The sequence below is a fragment of the Phytoactinopolyspora mesophila genome, assembly GCF_010122465.1.
GTDB lineage: Bacteria > Actinomycetota > Actinomycetes > Jiangellales > Jiangellaceae > Phytoactinopolyspora > Phytoactinopolyspora mesophila.
The window spans coordinates 111,572-128,788 of sequence record NZ_WLZY01000015.1; the positions used below are offsets into that span (position 1 = coordinate 111,572).

General features: G+C 66.0%; 15 protein-coding genes. 14 read left to right on the forward strand and 1 reads right to left on the reverse strand.

Annotation, left to right across the window (positions count from 1 at the left end; all coding sequences use genetic code 11):
• Positions 1 to 112: 112 nt before the first annotated feature.
• The 4 genes from F7O44_RS28025 (at position 113) to F7O44_RS28040 (ending at position 5,459) form a co-directional block, all read left to right on the forward strand.
• On the forward strand, positions 113 to 1,267 hold the full coding sequence (locus F7O44_RS28025; RefSeq protein ID WP_222851777.1) for a PQQ-dependent sugar dehydrogenase: 1,155 nt from the start codon (positions 113 to 115) through the stop codon (positions 1,265 to 1,267).
• A 76-nt stretch (positions 1,268 to 1,343) separates the two neighbouring features.
• Positions 1,344 to 2,192, forward strand: coding sequence for a siderophore-interacting protein (locus F7O44_RS28030; RefSeq protein WP_162453629.1), 849 nt, complete (start codon positions 1,344 to 1,346; stop codon positions 2,190 to 2,192).
• 103 nt (positions 2,193 to 2,295) lie between these two features.
• A complete protein-coding gene (locus F7O44_RS28035) occupies positions 2,296 to 4,839 on the forward strand; it encodes a DEAD/DEAH box helicase (RefSeq protein ID WP_162453630.1) in 2,544 nt (847 codons plus the stop codon).
• Between the two features lie 5 nt (positions 4,840 to 4,844).
• A complete protein-coding gene (locus F7O44_RS28040; protein WP_162453631.1) occupies positions 4,845 to 5,459 on the forward strand; it encodes a chloramphenicol phosphotransferase CPT family protein in 615 nt (204 codons plus the stop codon).
• 46 nt (positions 5,460 to 5,505) lie between these two features.
• Here F7O44_RS28040 and F7O44_RS28045 read toward each other — a convergent pair whose 3' ends face one another.
• Entirely contained in the window at positions 5,506 to 6,606 is a 1,101-nt protein-coding gene (locus F7O44_RS28045) for a LacI family DNA-binding transcriptional regulator (RefSeq protein WP_222851778.1), read from the reverse strand.
• A 288-nt stretch (positions 6,607 to 6,894) separates the two neighbouring features.
• Between F7O44_RS28045 and F7O44_RS28050 the strand changes: the two genes are divergently transcribed.
• The 10 genes from F7O44_RS28050 to F7O44_RS28095 all read left to right on the forward strand — a co-directional run bounded on the left by F7O44_RS28050 (position 6,895) and on the right by F7O44_RS28095 (position 17,062).
• Positions 6,895 to 8,208 (forward strand): ABC transporter substrate-binding protein, encoded by a 1,314-nt coding sequence (locus tag F7O44_RS28050; RefSeq protein ID WP_162453632.1) that lies wholly within the window; start codon positions 6,895 to 6,897, stop codon positions 8,206 to 8,208.
• Positions 8,208 to 9,161: a carbohydrate ABC transporter permease gene (locus F7O44_RS28055; protein ID WP_162453633.1), complete on the forward strand. Its 954-nt coding sequence runs from the start codon at positions 8,208 to 8,210 to the stop codon at positions 9,159 to 9,161. The genes F7O44_RS28050 and F7O44_RS28055 overlap by 1 nt, the downstream gene beginning before the upstream one ends.
• Positions 9,158 to 9,982 (forward strand): carbohydrate ABC transporter permease, encoded by an 825-nt coding sequence (locus tag F7O44_RS28060; protein ID WP_162453634.1) that lies wholly within the window; start codon positions 9,158 to 9,160, stop codon positions 9,980 to 9,982. The genes F7O44_RS28055 and F7O44_RS28060 overlap by 4 nt, the downstream gene beginning before the upstream one ends.
• A complete protein-coding gene (locus F7O44_RS28065) occupies positions 9,979 to 12,450 on the forward strand; it encodes a glycoside hydrolase family 2 protein (RefSeq protein WP_162453635.1) in 2,472 nt (823 codons plus the stop codon). The genes F7O44_RS28060 and F7O44_RS28065 overlap by 4 nt, the downstream gene beginning before the upstream one ends.
• 32 nt (positions 12,451 to 12,482) lie before the next feature.
• Positions 12,483 to 13,424, forward strand: coding sequence for a glycoside hydrolase family 113 (locus tag F7O44_RS28070; RefSeq protein ID WP_162453656.1), 942 nt, complete (start codon positions 12,483 to 12,485; stop codon positions 13,422 to 13,424).
• A gap of 182 nt (positions 13,425 to 13,606) precedes the next feature.
• Entirely contained in the window at positions 13,607 to 14,242 is a 636-nt protein-coding gene (locus F7O44_RS28075; RefSeq protein WP_162453636.1) for an RNA polymerase sigma factor, read from the forward strand.
• On the forward strand, positions 14,229 to 14,486 hold the full coding sequence (locus F7O44_RS28080; protein WP_162453637.1) for an anti-sigma factor family protein: 258 nt from the start codon (positions 14,229 to 14,231) through the stop codon (positions 14,484 to 14,486). The genes F7O44_RS28075 and F7O44_RS28080 overlap by 14 nt, the downstream gene beginning before the upstream one ends.
• Before the next feature lie 30 nt (positions 14,487 to 14,516).
• Positions 14,517 to 15,302 carry a methyltransferase domain-containing protein gene (locus tag F7O44_RS28085; protein WP_162453638.1) on the forward strand — a complete coding sequence of 262 codons (786 nt, stop codon included), beginning with the start codon at positions 14,517 to 14,519 and terminating at the stop codon, positions 15,300 to 15,302.
• Positions 15,303 to 15,450: 148 nt separating this feature from the next.
• The gene (locus F7O44_RS28090) at positions 15,451 to 16,014 is read left to right on the forward strand and encodes an OsmC family protein (RefSeq protein ID WP_162453639.1); all 564 of its coding nucleotides are present in this window, start codon (positions 15,451 to 15,453) and stop codon (positions 16,012 to 16,014) included.
• Between the two features lie 61 nt (positions 16,015 to 16,075).
• On the forward strand, positions 16,076 to 17,062 hold the full coding sequence (locus F7O44_RS28095; protein WP_162453640.1) for a phosphotransferase: 987 nt from the start codon (positions 16,076 to 16,078) through the stop codon (positions 17,060 to 17,062).
• Positions 17,063 to 17,217: the final 155 nt, after the last annotated feature.

Consider the following 17,217-nt stretch of genomic DNA (forward strand, 5'->3'; position numbering starts at 1 on the left):
TCGGCAGCTGCCGGGGGCGTGCGTCCGCGGCCCCGGCGGGCCGGTCGCCGAGAACCGTGCCCAGAGAATCAGTTCGGGCATTCGGCGCCGCGTTGTGCTTAGCATTGAACGGGTGAAATCCTCGCGTTCACTAGTAGCAATGGCCGCCGTCGTCCTGCTGGTTGCTGCCTGCAACGGGGACGGGAACGACGACGGCAACGAAGACCCGCCCAGCCCTGAACCGACGAACGACACCGCCGAGCCGGACGAAACCAACGGTCACACACCTGTCACGCCCTCCCCTCCGGCCACGCCGGTGTCCGGGCCGGTCGAGCCCACCGATGTCGACGAGATCGTCACCGGGCTGGACGCGCCCTGGAGCATCGCGTTCCTCTCCGACGGCGAAGCCCTGGTGTCGCAGCGCGACGACGCCACGATCGTCCACGTCACCGACACCGGCGAAGTGACGGAGGTCGGAGAGGTTCCCGATGTCGAGGGCGCGGAAGAGGGCGGCCTGCTGGGTATCGCCTTCGATCCGGAGTCGCCCGACACGCTGTACGTGTACGCCACTATGGGCGACGAGAACACCGTCTCGCGCACCACGTACAACGGCGACGGCTTCGGCGAGTTCGAGACCGTGTTCGACGGGATCCCGGCGCATCCTTACCACAACGGCGGCCGGATCGCGTTCGGGCCGGATGGCATGCTGTACGTCTCGACGGGCGACGCCGGCAACGAGCCGAGTTCGCAAGACCCGGACTCCCCCGCCGGCGCCATTCTGCGGATCACGCCGGATGGAGAGATCCCCGATGACAATCCGATCGACGACTCCCCGGTCTACGCCTATGGCCTGCGCAACGTTCAGGGCCTGGCCTTCGACGACGACGAGCGGCTCTGGTCCAGCGAGTTCGGCCCGGCGACGGTGGATGAGCTGAACCTCATCGAGGCCGGAGGCAACTATGGGTGGCCGGAGGTCGAGGGCATCGCGGGCGACGAGCGCTTCATCGACCCGGAACACGAATGGCCCGTCGAGGAAGCATCACCGAGCGGGCTCGCGTATCACGCCGACACACTCTTCATGGCGTCGCTGCGCGGCGAGCGCCTGTGGCAGATCCCGATCCCCGACGGCGAGGCCGGTGAGCCCCAGGCGTTCCTCGACGACTACGGACGGCTCCGCGACGTCGTCGGCGCCCCGGACGGAACCCTGTGGGTGCTGACCAACAACACCGACGGCCGCGGCGATCCGCGCGAGGGGGATGACCGGATCCTGCGCGTCACCCTCGGATAGGCTTCGCCTAAATGATCTAGGGGCCGGTGGTTGAGGGATCAGGCATGTCTCAGAGCAGCGCGATAATCTGGTGGATATGGCCCAGAGCGATCGACCCGCGCGCCGTCCCCGCCGCATCACCCGGCTGGAGGTCGTGCGCACCGAGCAGCTGACGCCCCACATGATCAGAATTGTCGCCGGTGGTGCGGGTTTCGCGGACTTCGCCGACAACGAGTTCACCGACAGCTACGTCAAACTGCTCTTCCTCCATCCCGACGCCCAGTATCCGAACCCCATGGATATCGCCGAGGTCCAGGCCACCATGCCCCGCGAGCACTGGCCGGTCACCCGCACCTACACGGTGCGATATGTGGACCAGGCCGCGGGTGAGATCGCCATCGATTTCGTCATCCACGGCGACGACGGCCTCGCCGCGCCCTGGGCTGCCCGAGCGCAGCCGGGCGATCAGATCAGCTTCTTCGGCCCCGGCGGCGCCTACGCGCCTAGCCCACAGGCCGACTGGCACCTCCTGGCCGGCGACGAGGCCGCGCTTCCGGCCATCTCCACCGCACTCGAGGCAATGCCTGACGGCGCGCCGGTCACCGCGATCATCGAGGTCGCCGGCCCCGACGAGGAGCAGCCGCTGTTCACGAAGGCCGACGCCACCATCACTTGGCTGCACCGAGACGGCCATCCTGCCGGTGATGTCAGCCGCCTCGTCGAGGCCGTCAAGGCGGTACCGTGGCGGCCCGGCCGGCCACACGTCTTCATTCACGGCGAGTCCGGCCTGGTCAAGGGGTTGCGTCACTACCTTCTCAACGAACGCGGCGTCGAACGCGATCTCCTCTCCCTCTCCGGGTACTGGCGGGCCGGGCTGATCGAGGACGACTTCCAGGCGTGGAAGAAGGACGAGAGAGCGCGTGGCAGCGAGGCGGTGCTGGCATGAGCCTCACGCCGCGACTCTTGCACGGCCGGGCCGGGCAGAAGAACATCATTCACCCCGGCTGCGCGTCATCGGATCCGATCACGCCGGCACCGGCGACCACCGCATGACGGCGGACGGAACCACCCTCACGGCTCGGAGCAGGCTTGAACCACCACCGCGAGACGCCGATCCGGACGCGCTCTACGACATCTTCACCACGTGGGCGTCGGATCGTGGCTTCGACCTCTATCCGGCCCAGCAGGAAGCGCTGATCGAGCTGGTCTCCGGTTCCCACGTCATCCTGAACACCCCCACCGGCTCCGGTAAGAGTCTGGTCGCGGTCGGCGCCCATTTCGCCGCCCTCAGTAAAGGTCAGCGAACTTTCTACACCGCCCCGCTGAAAGCGCTGGTGTCGGAGAAGTTCTTCAGCCTGATCGACACGTTCGGGGCCGACAACGTCGGGATGATGACGGGCGACTCCAGCGTCAACGCAGGAGCGCCGATCATCTGCTGCACGGCGGAGATCCTGGCCAACATCGCGCTGCGCGACGGCGCCGACGCCGACGTCGGCCAGGTCGTCATGGACGAGTTCCACTTCTACGCCGATCCGCAGCGGGGATGGGCCTGGCAGGTTCCACTGCTCGAGCTGCCGAAGGCGCAGTTCCTGCTCATGTCGGCGACGCTGGGCGACGTCAGCTTCTTCGACGAGGACCTGCGACGGCGCACCGGCCGTGATGTCGCCGTCGTCGCGTCCACGACGAGGCCGGTGCCGCTGACGTTCTCGTACTCGACCGACACCATTCACGAATTGCTGGACGAGCTGCTGACGACGCATCGGGCACCTGTCTACGTCGTGCACTTCACCCAGGCGTCGGCGATCGAACGAGCGCAGTCTCTGACCAGCGTCAACGTCGCCAGCCGGGAAGAACGGGACCGGATCGCCGCGGAGATCGGCGGCTTCCGGTTCCACGCCGGGTTCGGCAAGGTGCTCAACCGGCTGGTGCGCCACGGCATCGGTGTGCACCACGCGGGGATGCTGCCCAAGTACCGGCGCCTGGTGGAGCGGCTCACGCAGGCGGGTCTGCTCAAGGTGATCTGCGGCACGGACACGCTGGGGGTCGGGATCAACGTGCCGATCCGCACCGTGGTGCTCTCCGGTCTGACCAAGTACGACGGTGTGCGGACCCGGCACCTGACCGCCCGGGAGTTCCACCAGATCTCGGGCCGGGCCGGGCGCGCCGGATACGACACCGTGGGTGAGGTGATAGTGCAAGCTCCCGAACACGTCATCGAGAACGAGAAAGCCGTGGCGAAGGCCGGGGACGATCCGAAGAAGCGCCGCAAGGTGGTCCGGAAGAAGCCGCCCGAGGGGTTCGTCTCGTGGGGAGACAAGACGTTCCAGCGGCTGGTCGACTCCCCACCCGAACCGCTGACCTCGAGCTTCAACGTCAGCCATGCGATGGTGCTGGGAGTGGCCGGGCGACCCGGTGACGCGTACGAGGCGATGCGCAAGCTGCTCACCGACAACCATGAGTCCCGCCAGGCGCAGCGCCGGCACATCCTCCGCGCCGTGGCCATCTACCGTGCGCTGCTGCAGAGCGGCATCATCGAACGCTTGGAAGAGCCCGACGACGACGGCCGCACCATCCGTCTGACCATCGACCCGCAGTCGGACTTCGCGCTCAATCAGCCGTTGTCGCCGTTCGCGCTCGCGGCGTTCGAGCTGCTGGACCCGGAATCGCCGACGTACGCACTGGATGTGCTCTCCGTCGTCGAGTCGACGCTCGACGACCCACGCCAGGTGCTGGCCGCGCAACAGAACAAGGCCCGTGGCGAGGCCGTCGCCGCGATGAAGGCTGAGCGCATCGAGTACGACGAGCGTATGGAGCTGCTCGAAGACATCACCTACCCGAAGCCTCTTGACGAGCTGCTGGGCGCCGCGTTCGAGATGTACCGCAAGACCAACCCCTGGGTCGCCGACTACGAGCTCTCCCCCAAATCCATCGCCCGCGACCTCTACGAGCAGGCGATGAGCTTCGGGGAATATGTCCGCTTCTATCAGCTCGCCCGCTCGGAGGGCCTGGTACTGCGCTACCTCGCCGACGCCTACCGAGCGCTACGTCAGAACGTCCCCGAGGAGATCCGCTCCGAGGAACTCGGCGACCTCATCGAATGGCTCGGTGAGCTGGTGCGTCAGGTCGATTCGAGCCTGCTCGACGAATGGGAGAAGCTGCAGAACCCCGAGGCGTTGGAGGGCGACGACGCCTTCGACGCGGTGGCCGCGGACCAGCCCAGGCCGGTCACGGCGAACCGTCGGGCCTTCATGGTCTCGGTGCGCAACGCGATGTTCCGCCGGGTGGAGCTGGCGGCGAGAGAAGACTGGGCCGCACTTGGCGAACTCGACACGGAGTCCGGCTGGGACGCCGACTCGTGGGCCGACGCGCTGGACCCGTATTTCGACGAACACAATGACATGGGCATCGGACCGGACGCTCGCAGCCCGAAGATGCTGCTGGTCACCGAACATCCCGACCGGTGGGAGCTGCGCCAGATCATCGACGACCCGGAAGGCGATCACGACTGGGGGATCAGCGCCGTGGTCGATCTGGCCGCCTCGAACGAGGCCGGGCACCCCGTCGTCGAGGTGACCGACGCAGGCCGCCTCTGACCGCTATGCGACACGACGGGCGACCTGGCAGGATTGTCATCCTGAACGGCGCGCCGCGCTCTGGCAAGTCCAGCATCGCCGCCGCCATCCAAGCCGGCTTCGAGGCGGCGTGGATGAATATCGGCGTGGACCACGTGATGGGGATGACACCGGCACACCTACAGCCGGGAATCGGGCTGCGTCCGGGCGGCGAACGTCCAGACCTTGAACCGCACGTCGTCACCATGTACCGCGCGATGTACGACTCGATCGCCGCTCACAGCCGGTTGGGGCTCAACGTCGTCGTCGACGTCGGACATCACGACGCCTACTCCCGGCCGCTGAACATCCTGCCGGAATGTGCTCGCCGGCTGGCCGGTCTACCGGCGCTGTTCGTGGGGGTGCGGTGTCCCGTCGAGGTGGTCCGAGAACGACGACGGGCCACCTGGGGCACCAGCGGCGACGCCGCCGTCGTCCTGTCGTGGCAGCGCGAGGTCCACCGACCAGGCATCTACGATCTCGAGGTTGACACCTCGGAACTGATCCCGGGTGAGTGCGCCGATGCGGTCCGGCAGCGGCTCGGCGACGGCCCACCGCCGACAGCCCTAGCGGAGCTGGCCGCGATGCCGAGCGTTCCTTGATCGTTGTCCGTTTATAGGCGCTGCAGCACCCAAAGAAGGACAATGATCATGGGGCGGGGCGGGGCGGAATCTCGCCCGACCCGCGCTGGATGAGTTGGGTCGGCACTTCGATGTACTGCGGCGCTCCGGTCGGTTCTTCCAAACGCTCCAGCACGCGCTGCGCAGCTCGCCGCCCCACGTCCAGCGGGTCGTAGGCGATGACGCTGATACCGAAGGCATCCGCGAGCTGGAAGTCGTCGAAGCCGACAAAGGCGATCTCGTCCCGGCGTTCACCGAGGGCACGGATGACGTCGGCGCTGGCGTGGTTGTTTCCCGCGACTACCGCGGTGGGGGCGTCGGGCGAGGTGATCAACGCCCGGACCGAGGCTTGCGCGGCGGGACCATCGGGGTCGTCGAGCCGTTCCCACCTCTGGGTGTCGGTCACTCCCACCTCAGCCAACGCGTCCCGATAACCGGCCAGTCGCTGCTGGTGTGTGTAGAGCCCCGCAGGACTGCAGAAGAAGCCGATCTTTCGGTGGCCCACGGCCACTAGCGCGCGAACGGCCTCCGCGGTGCCCGCGCGATTTGTCAGCACGATCGAGTCAGCGACCAGATTGGTCGCCGGCCGGTCGACACAGATGACCGGCGTCCCCAGTATTCGTTCACCTTCGAGATAGGACTGGTCAGGCGCGATCGGCACGATCACCAAGGCCCGAACCCGCTGCTTGAGCAACGTCTCGACGACGCGCTCCTCACTGGCCGGCTCGTCCTCGGTGGCCGCGAGGATCATCGTCATGCCGTGCCTGGCGAGTTCGCGCTCGATACCGGCCGCTACCTGGAAATAGAACGGGTTGGTGATGTCGCCCATCACGAAGCCGACGGTGTTGGAGACCCCGCCGTGCCGGAGGCTGCGAGCGAGGTCGTTGGGGCGGAACCGGAGCCGGAGCGCGGCCGACATGACTCGTTCACGGGTCTCCCCGGCAACGTAGGCGTTGCCGGAGAACACCCGGGAGACAGTCTTGGCGCTGACGCCGGCCAGCCGGGCCACGTCGGCGAGCGTGGCACGGGAGAGTGTGGATTCCGTGGGCCGCGACGAGGCGGCCGCCGCCGGCCCTCCGGTCTCGCCATTGCTCGGCGGTTCCACATGTCGCGCCTTCGGATCGCTCACGCGCCAGAGCGTACCAGGATCGGGCCAACTATGGCGCTTATGTCAACGGTAGACAAGCTCGGACATGAGCGAACCATGAGCTGACCTGCTGGAGCGCTCCCAAACTGAGAATGCGCCGCGTAGTGCGCTTCCTTTGCCCTGCCGCATCGGACATGTCGCGGTATGTCAACGCTGACACAAAACTCTTGACGGGATCGCTGATGGCGCGTACGTTCACCAATCACGCGATCGAAGCCACGCATCCGCGCGGCGCGGCCAGTCAGCTTTCGACACCAGTAGGAGACCGTGATGGCGAAGAAGCACATCGTGGGCATCGCAACTGTGGCATTGGTCCTCGCCGCCTGCGGCGGGGACAATTCCTCCAACGAGGCAAGCACCGGCGACGGCGACAGTGAGGGCAGCATCTCTGGTGACCTCACTGTCCTGACGCATCGCACCGACATCGTGGACACCGTCCTCGAGGACTACAAGGAGCGTTTCGGGGAGCTGTATCCAGACGTCAACATCCGGTTCGAAGCGATCACCGAGTACGAGGGCGACGTATCCATCAGGCTGAACACCGAAGAGTACGGCGATGTGCTGATGATCCCCGCCGCCGTGACCCGGGACCAGCTGCCGGACTTCTTCGAGCCGCTCGGCACCGTCGAAGAGCTCGGGGAGAAGTATCGCTTCGTCGAAGAGCAGGCTTACGAGGGCGACGTCTACGGCATCTCGATCACCGGCAACGCCAACGGATACGTCGTCAACAAGCGCGTCTGGGAGGAGGCCGGCATCACCGAGCCACCGGCCACTCCCGACGAGTTCCTCGACGCCCTGCGAGCCATCGAGGCGAACACCGATGCCATCCCCTACTACACGAACTACGGTGACGGCTGGCCGCTGGGCCAGATACGGGGCAACATGGGCGTGCTCACCGGTCCGGAGGTCGAGAACAACATGGCCCACATGGACGAGCCATGGACCGAGGGCGAAGACATCAACCTGCTCGACTCCCTCGTGTATGACATCGTCGCCGAAGGCTTGAGCGAGAACGACCCGACCACCACCAACTGGGAGGAGTCGAAGAACCTCCTCGGCACCGGCGATATCGCGACGATGATGCTCGGCTCGTGGGCCATCATCCAGATGCAGGATGCCGCTGAGAACGTCGGCGCCTCCCGCGACGACATCGGTTACTGGCCGTTCCCGCTGCAGACCGACGGCACGTTCCGTTCCCGCATCGGCGGCGACTACAAGATGGCCATCAACAAGCACTCCGAGCACAAGGAGGCGGCCCGGGCGTGGATCGACTGGTACACCGAGGAGTCGGGATTCGCCACCGATCAGGGCGGGGTGTCCGTCCTGGTCGACGGTGAGCTGCCGGACACACTCAGCGACTTCGACCCGCTGGACGTCGAGTTCTTCGAGCTCGCCCCACGGCCCGAGGGCGAGGAGCGACTCTTCTCCGACATCCACAACACCGCCGAGATCGACCTCGACGGCTGGCTCTACAACCAGCGGCTGATTGACATCGCACGCGGTGCCGCCGACGGCGACAAGGAATCCTACTTCGCCGAGCTCAACAATCGCTGGGCCGACGCTCGTGCCCAGGTGGGCGACTGATGGTTGTTGTCACCGGTCCGGGCAGGAGCAGGTTCAAGACTCCCGCCCGGACCGCCCGACGGCGCGGCCGAAGGGGGCAGTCCGAAACGAAGCGCGGATGGCGGAGCACTCCTTGGCTGTTCCTCCTGATCCCGCTCGGTTTCCTGATCTTGTTCACCTACCTCCCGGTGGCGAACATGCTCTGGTACAGCCTGACCACGTGGGATGGGCGGGCACCGGTCAAGGAGTTCGTGGGGCTCGACAACTTCGTCCAGATCTTCACCCGCCCCGAACTCTTCCAGGTCTTCTTCGTGAGCCTGTACTACATCGCCGGCTCCTTCGTGCAGATGGCGCTCGCGCTGTACTTCGCCACCATCCTGAGCTTCAAGACCCGGTTCCGGAACTTCTTCAAAGGCGTCATCTTCTTCCCATACCTGCTCAACGGGGTCGCGATCGGGCTCGTCTTCCTGTACTTCTTCCGCCCCGACGGGACCTTGGACGCATTGCTCACACTCGTCGGTGTGCAGGATCCGCCCCAATGGCTCGGTGATCCGTCATTGATCAACTATTCGCTGGCGAGCACCTCGGTGTGGCGCTACATGGGGTTGAACTTCGTCCTCTTCCTCGGAGCAATCCAGTCGATTCCGAACGAGCTCTACGAGGCGGCCGACATCGACGGCGCCACCTCGTGGGACAAGTTCCGCTACATCATCGCGCCGGGAATCAGGAAGATCATCGGGCTGTCCTTCATCCTGGCGATCTCCGGGGCGCTCTCGGTGTTCGAGATCCCCTACATCATGACCGGAGGCGCGAACGGCAGCGAGACGTTCGTCATTCAGACGGTGAACACCGCGTTCGTGTTCTCGAAGGTGGGCCTGGCCTCGGCGATGGCAGTTGTCCTGCTGCTCATCGTGCTGATCGTGACGTGGATCCAGCGCAAGGTGTTCCCCGATGACAAAGCGGACCTCGTATGAGCGCGCACATCGCCCGCACCCTCAAATACGCCTCGCTGGCCGTTGCGTGCCTCGCCGCCCTGCTTCCGCTCGTCACCGTATTCATGGCCGCGCTGAAAGACACCCGCGAGTTCGCGACGACGGGCCCACTCGATCCGCCCAGCAACTGGTTCAACCTGGACAACTTCGTCACCGCCTTCACCCGCGGCAACATGCTCCAGGGTTTCGTCAACACGACCATCATCCTCGTGATCTCCGTGACCGGAGCCATCCTGATCGGGACGATGGCGGCTTACGCGATCGATCGCTTCGGCTTCCGCGGCCGTGGCCTGGTGACCTGGGCATTCCTGCTGGCGACGCTGGTTCCCGGGGTCACGACGCAGGTCGCGACATTCCAGATCATCAACTCACTCGGCCTGTTCAACACCCGTTGGGCCGCGATCGCGCTGTTCATGGGCACCGATATCGTCGCGATCTACATCTTCTTGCAGTTCATGAAGTCAATCCCCAGATCACTCGACGAGGCCGCGATGCTCGACGGAGCCAACCGGCTGACCATCTACCGGAGAATCATCCTGCCGCTGCTGAAGCCGGCCATCGCCACGGTCGTCATCATCAAAGGCATCGCGATCTACAACGAGTTCTACATACCGTTCCTGTACATGCCCTCGAGCGAGCTGGGCGTGATCTCGACCTCGCTCTTCCGCTTCAAAGGACCCTTCGGGGCACAGTGGGAGATCATCGCCGCCGGCGCGATCCTCGTCATTGTCCCGACCCTGCTCATCTTCCTCTTCCTGCAGCGCTACATCTACAACGGATTCACCTCGGGAGCCACCAAGTGACGGACACCTCGCCAGCCACCACCAGCCGACCGCTTGATCATGGGTGGACGCTTCGCGCGTCGGCCGGGCCGGTGCCGGACTCGATCGCGGGACAGAACATTCCCGCGACGGTGCCCGGATGTGTGCACACCGACCTGCTCGCCGCCGCCCTGATTCCGGACCCGTATCTCGACGACAACGAGCGGCTGCTGGCCTGGATCAGTGCCTGCGACTGGGAGTACCGCACCACGTTCGGCTGGTCCACCGACGGACACGACCGGCACGATCTCGTCTTCGAAGGCCTCGACACGATCGCGACCGTGACGCTCAATGGGACCGAGATCGCCCGCACCGCGAATCAGCACCGCACCTACCGCCTCCCGGTCGATGACGTGCTCCGCGAGGGCGAGAACGAGCTCGTCGTCACCTTCGAGTCGCCGGTCAAGTACGCCGACCGGCAGAGCCTGGAACTCGGCTACCGCCCGCACGTGAACCATCACCCGTACAACGCGATCCGGAAGATGGCCTGCAATTTCGGCTGGGACTGGGGGCCCGACGTCGCGACGGCCGGCATCTGGCGACCGGTCACCCTGCAGGCGTGGTCCGGGGCCCGCCTCGCGCAAGTCCGCCCGCTCGCCACCGTCCAGGGAAGCACCGGCGACGTCGCGGTCCATCTGGAGCTTGAACGAGCGTCCACGTCCGGGCCGGTCGCCGTCGCCGTGCAGGTCGGCGAGGCTACGGCCCATGCCACCGTGGCTCCCGGTGAGACCTCGGCCGTCGTCGAGGTAGAGGTCCCCAACGTGCGGCGCTGGTGGCCACGCGGCCACGGCGAGCAGCCTCTCTACCCGGTCTCCGTCCAGGTCGAAGGCGACGGCGTGGCGCGTGACCGGTGGCAGGGGCGGGTGGGCTTCCGGACCGTCCGGCTGGACATGACACCGGACGAACACGGCACGTCCTTCGTCTTCGTCGTCAACGATCAGCCGGTCTTCATCCGGGGAGCCAACTGGATTCCCGACGACGCGTTCGTGCACCGCGTTGATCGCGACCGCTACGCGCAACGCATCGGGCAGGCCGAGCAGGCGAACATCAACCTGCTCCGGGTCTGGGGCGGCGGCATCTTCGAATCGGACGATTTCTACGACCTGTGCGACGAGCGCGGCATCATGACCTGGCAGGACTTCCCGTTCGCCTGCGCCGCCTACACCGAGGGCGAGCCGTTGCGCAGCGAGGTGGAGGCCGAGGCCCGGGACAACATCGTCCGGCTGCTGCCTCATCCGAGCCTGGTGCTGTGGAACGGCAACAACGAGAACCACTGGCTCCATCACGACTGGGGATGGGACACCCGCCTGCAGGGCAAGACGTGGGGTCTGGGGTACTACATGGACCTGCTCCCCCGCCTGGTCGCCGAGCTGGACCCGCACCGTCCGTACACGCCGTCCAGCCCCTGGTCCGGCACGCTCGACATCTATCCGAACGATCCGGACCACGGCTCGGTTCACCTGTGGGATATGTGGAACAGCCGCGACTATCCGCACTATCGCTCTTACATTCCGCGTTTTGTCGGTGAGTTCGGCTGGCAGGGTCCCCCCACGTGGGCGACGCTGACCCGAGCCATCTCGGATGACCCGCTGACCCCGGAATCGCCCGGCATGGTGGTGCATCAGAAGGCGCAGAACGGCAACGACAAGCTCACCGACGGCCTGGTCCGCCACCTGCCGCTACCGGACGACATGCGCGATTGGCATTGGGCGATGTCGCTCAACCAGGCCGTCGCCGTGAACGTGGGTATCGAACATATGCGCTCCTGGAGCCCACGCTGCGCCGGCAGCATCGTGTGGCAGCTCAACGACTGCTGGCCGGTCACCTCGTGGGCGGCCGTCGACGGTGACGGCCGGGCGAAGCCACTGCTCTATGCGATGGCCCACGCCTACACCGACCGCCTGCTGACCATCCAGCCCAGGGACGGCGGGCTGAGCGTCATCGCCGTCAACGACTCCGCGGACGTGTGGTCCGGCGACGTCGTCATCCGGCGGCTGTCTTACGACGGAACCGAGCTCGCCGCGGCCAAGGCGACGGCCGAGGTCGCGGCCCGGTCGACGGTTACCGTCCCGATCCCGGCCGAGGTGACGATGCCGTCGGAAGCCGCCAATGAGCTGATCGTCGCTACCTACGGTGAAGAGCGAGCGCTCTGGTTCTTCGCCGAATACCGCGACTCCAGCTTGGCGGAGCCTCAACTGCAGGTGGACGTGGAACAGGACGACGCCGGATACCACGTGCGGGTCACCGCGCAGAACCTGGTCCGCGACGTCGCTCTGCTGGCCGATCAGGTCCACCCGGACGCACGCGTCGACGACATGCTGGTGACCTTGCTGCCAGGCGAGACCGCCAGCTTCCGCGTCAGCGCTCCTGGCGGCCTCTCCGGCGAGGCGTTCGGTGCGCCTGGTGTGCTCCGCAGCGCCAACGATCTGGTGGCCGGAGGTCCGGAGTGAACGCGCCGGAGCAGCTCGGGCCGGTGTGTGGCATGACGTGGGGCTGGACGGGGGTACGCGGCACCTGGGCGACGCCGGAGGCGGAGTCGTCTCTCCAGCGGTTGTCCGAGGTGGGCGGCGTCAATTGGCTGACGGTCGCCTTCGCCGCATTGCAGGAGACGGCGCATTCGACGCATATCGCGTTCCGCGACGAGCCGACCGTCACCGACGACGAACTGCGGTGGACCATCCGGCGAGCCAGGGAACACGGCTGGCAGGTCTGCCTCAAACCGACAGTGAACTGCGCGGACGGTACCTGGCGCGCCTTCATCGGCTTCTTCGACCAGGACGTGCCCGGCGAGCCGAGCTGGACGCAGTGGTTCACGTCGTACCGCGAGTTCATCCTCCACTACGCCCGGATCGCGCAGGACGAAGGCTGCGACATGCTGTGCGTCGGCTGCGAGATGGTGCAGGCGGACCGGCAGGAATCACATTGGCGAGCGCTGATAGCCGAGGTGCGCCAGGTGTACGGCGGCCTGGTGACCTACAACTGCGACAAGTACCAAGAAGACCGTCTGACCTGGTGGGACGCGGTGGACGTCATCACGTCGAGCGGGTACTACCCAGCTGGGACGTGGCCTGAGCACCTCGACCGCATCGAGCGGACGGTCGAGCGCTGGAACAAGCCGTTCTTCTTCATGGAAGCCGGTTGTCCCAGCCGCTCCGGATCCGCCGCCCGGCCGAACGACTGGTCGCTGCCGGGCGAACCGTCCGGGGTGGAGCAGGAACGGTACTACCGAGAGATGTTCGACGAGTGCGCCAAGCGGCCTTGGATGCTCGGTTTCATGCTGTGGGACTGGCCGGCCCGCTTGTACGACGCAGCGGACGCGGCCCGCGATGACGACTACTGCGTGTACGGGAAGGCGGCCCAGACCGTCGTCGGCGCGCACTACACCGCGGTTGCGGAGCGGGCCGCGTTCTCCGGCCACCCGTAAACCCGACTTCGATACCGCCGGGTTGGTTTCGTCCCCGGCTGGGCCGATCATCACCACCTGGCGGTATCGAAGTGGACCCGGATGCGCACCGCACCGAGGCCGGTGGAACTTTTCTCTCGCTTATGCGTCTGCACGTGTAAGAGGATGAAGGAAGTTCGAGCCCGAGATGGCGGGGATATCTCATGGCCGACGTCGCGACGAGACCACTGAGCCGGACGGACCACACCTGGTTCGCCGGCCAGGTCGAAACGCTGCTTCCCGCCCTGTACGGAACGGCCGTGCGGCTATGCCGAGACCGGACCGACGGCGAGGACCTGGTAGCGGAGACAATCGCGAAGGCCTGGGAGGCATTTCCCGCACTGCGGAATCGCGACACGTTCCGGGGCTGGATGTTCCGCATCCTGACCAATACCTTCCTCTCGCAGTACCGGGCCGATCGCGCCCGGGGAGAGGTCGAGTCGTTTGATGCCTCAGACGACGGGTTCTCGCTGTTCGAGCGTGTGCACCAACCGATCCTGCTGTGGTGGGGCAACCCGGAGCAGGACTTCCTCAACGGCTTGCTCCGCGACGACCTGATCCGCGCCATCGATGAGTTGCCGGACCGGCTGCGGACCGTCGTCGTGCTGGTGGACGTACAGGCACTGTCCTATCGGGAAGTCTCCACCGCGCTGAAGATCCCGGTCGGAACGGTGCGTTCCAGGCTCGCACGAGGACGAGGCCTGCTGCAGAAGGCGCTGTGGGAGAACGCTCGTGACGCCGGGCTCCGGGCCGGCCCACAGCGTTCCGGAGGAGAGGACCAGCCAGATGACCAGCGCTGAGATCAACACATGTGAAGACGCCCTTCGACTGCTCGCCGCGCACCTGGATCGCGAGCTCAACGATCACACCCACGCAGAAGTGCAGCGGCATCTCGACGCCTGCCGGAGCTGCTATTCACGTGCCGAGTTCGAGCGACGTCTGAAGGCCAGTATCGCCGCGCTCGGACACGAACCCGTTCCTCCGGAGCTGTCCGGCCGAGTCGAGTCATTGATCCGGCAGTTCACCGTCACCGCAGACGAATAACCGTCAAACCACGAGGCCTAGGGGCAGATCATGGTTGTCATCACATCCGAACAGCGGGACGTCATCTTCGATGCCGTGCGGGCCATGTACACGTCGGTGGCCGAAGAACCGGAGCAGGAATACCACTTCCCTACCGGCAGGCCCGCCTTGGACTACGTCGGCTATCCCGCCGAACTCCTCGACAAGCTCTCAGAGTCCGCACTCGAATCGTTCGCCGGCGTCGGGTATCCGTTCGCCGCCGACGTCGTGCGCGTGGGCGACACCGTGCTCGACATCGGTTCCGGCTCCGGCACCGATCTGCTGCTTGCCGCGCTCCTCGTAGGTCCGTCCGGCCATGCGATCGGTATGGACATGACCGCCGCTATGCGGGAGAAATGCCTGGCCAACGCTCGCTCGATCGGGCTGACCGGCGTCGCCGTGCTCGACGGCAACGCTGAGGCCATTCCGCTGCCGGACGCATCCGTCGACGTCGTGACCAGCAACGGGGTCATCAATCTGGTGCCGAACAAGCGGGCGGCCATCGCCGAGATCCACCGGGTGCTCCGGCCGGGGGGCCGGGTTCAGATCGCCGATATCGTCGTCGCCGATCTCCCGTCGGCCGAGTGTCGCGCCAAGCCACAACTATGGGCGGAGTGCATCGTCGGCGCGACCACCGAGGCCGACTATCTGGACACGTTCCGCGCGATGGGTTTCACCGATGTCGAACGGCTGAGCGAGCTCGACTACTTCGCCGGCAGCACCAGTGCGTCCACCCGCCAGACCGCCGACGGATTCGGCGCCCACAGCATGGTGATGCGAGCCGTCAAGCCCCAGTAGACGCTGACTGAACGGCGGTCCCACGAGCCGTCTCAGCCTCTCAGCGACCGGAACGAATCCGGCACCACACTCCGCACTCGAAACGGACCCGGCACCCGGCCGGATCCGGTGGGCCGCCTTGTGCCCACCCCAAGGAAAGGAGTCGAACATGTCGACCACCACGCAGGAGACCCGCAACGGGGTGAACGTCGCACAACTGGTCGAGACCATCGGCGCGATCCAGAACGATCCCTCGCTGGCCACCTTCCGCTTCCGGGCCACCAACACCTGGCTCGGCGGCGGCCACAGCAGGACGTCGATCAACGGTTTCTGGGGAGCCGGTCAGGAAGACGCCTCCCGGCAGACGCCGTTCACACTGGAGGGCGACGAGCCACCAGTGCTACTGGGGCAGAACAACGGGCCGAATGCCGTCGAAGCCGTGCTGCACGCACTGGCGTCGTGCCTGGCCGTCGGGTTCGTCTACAACGCCGCCGCCCAGGGAATCGAGGTGCGCGAACTGGAATTCGACCTCGAAGGCGAACTCGATCTGCACGGTTTTCTCGGGCTGTCCGAACAGACCCGGCCGGGTTACGGCCACATCACGCTCACCTACCGGGTGGACGCCGACGCCACGTCCGAACAGATCGACGAGCTGTGCCAGTACGTCCAAAGAACCTCACCGGTGCTGGACATCATCAAGAACCCGGTAACCGTGACGGTGGCGCGCCGTTGACCGACGGGATCCGGACCAGCCGTTTCGCGGCACGGCGGGCCGACGCTGTGATACTGAGCCGGTGCACAGTCTGACCAAGCGGCACCTCAGCATCGACCAGATCCAAGCTCTACTGCGGCACAGCGTCGGCCCGCATGCCGAACTACGGGACTGCACAGAGGTCACCGACGGATTCTTCAATGCCGTCTACGCGGTGACAGTGCGGGACGGGCAGGAGGACAACGGCCAAGAACTGGTCTTGAAGGTGGCGCCGGACCCCGGCACGAAACTGCTCCGCTACGAAGTAGACCTCATGCACACGGAGGCGGAATTCTTCGCGCGCGCCGGCGCGGCCGGGGTGCCTCTGCCGGAGTTGATCGCTGCCGAACCAGATGCCGGCTACCTACTGATGCGACGGCTTGCCGGCCAGACGCTGCATCACGCCAGGGAAGCGATGACCCCACCGCAACTTCGGTCCATACGGCACGAGCTGGGCGTCATCTGTTCCCGGCTGGCTCACATGACCGGCCCGTCGTTCGGCTATCCACGCAGGGACGGCCACACCCGAACGGACAGCTGGCGCACGTCGTTCCTGGTTATGGTCGACGACATCCTCGCCGACGCCGTGGAATACGGGCGCGAGCTCCCGGAGCCCCCGGCAGTGATCCGGGCCCGCATCGAGACGTACACCGGGGCGCTCGACGAGGTGACAGTCCCGGCGCTGGTTCACTTCGACCTGTGGGACGGCAACGTATTCGTGGTGCCCGACGGCGACACGTATCGCGTGGAAGGCATCATCGACGGTGAACGAGCCTTCTACGGTGACCCGATCGCCGAGCTGACATCGCTGGCGTTCTTCGCCGAACCCGAGGAGGTGCCCGGTGTTCTCGACGGCTTCCTCGGCCGGCCCCTGACAGGTTCGGAACACACACGACTCCGGCTGTACCGCATCTATCTCTACCTGATCATGGTCACCGAAGGCGCTACTCGTGGGTTCGACCCGGCCGAGCACGAGCCAGTCCGTCGTTACACACTCGGGAAGCTGGCAGAGGAACTCGCCCGATTGTGAACGGGCACGCCGCGACCGGTGAGCACTTAGCCTCGATCCACCGATCGGCTGGCCGGGGTTGAGGTGGTCGTTTCCGTTGGGGTGTGAGGTTGCCAGGACGTGAGGATCCGCCGGACCTCGCTGTCCGGGTGTTCCACTTGGTGTCCTTGGTTGCG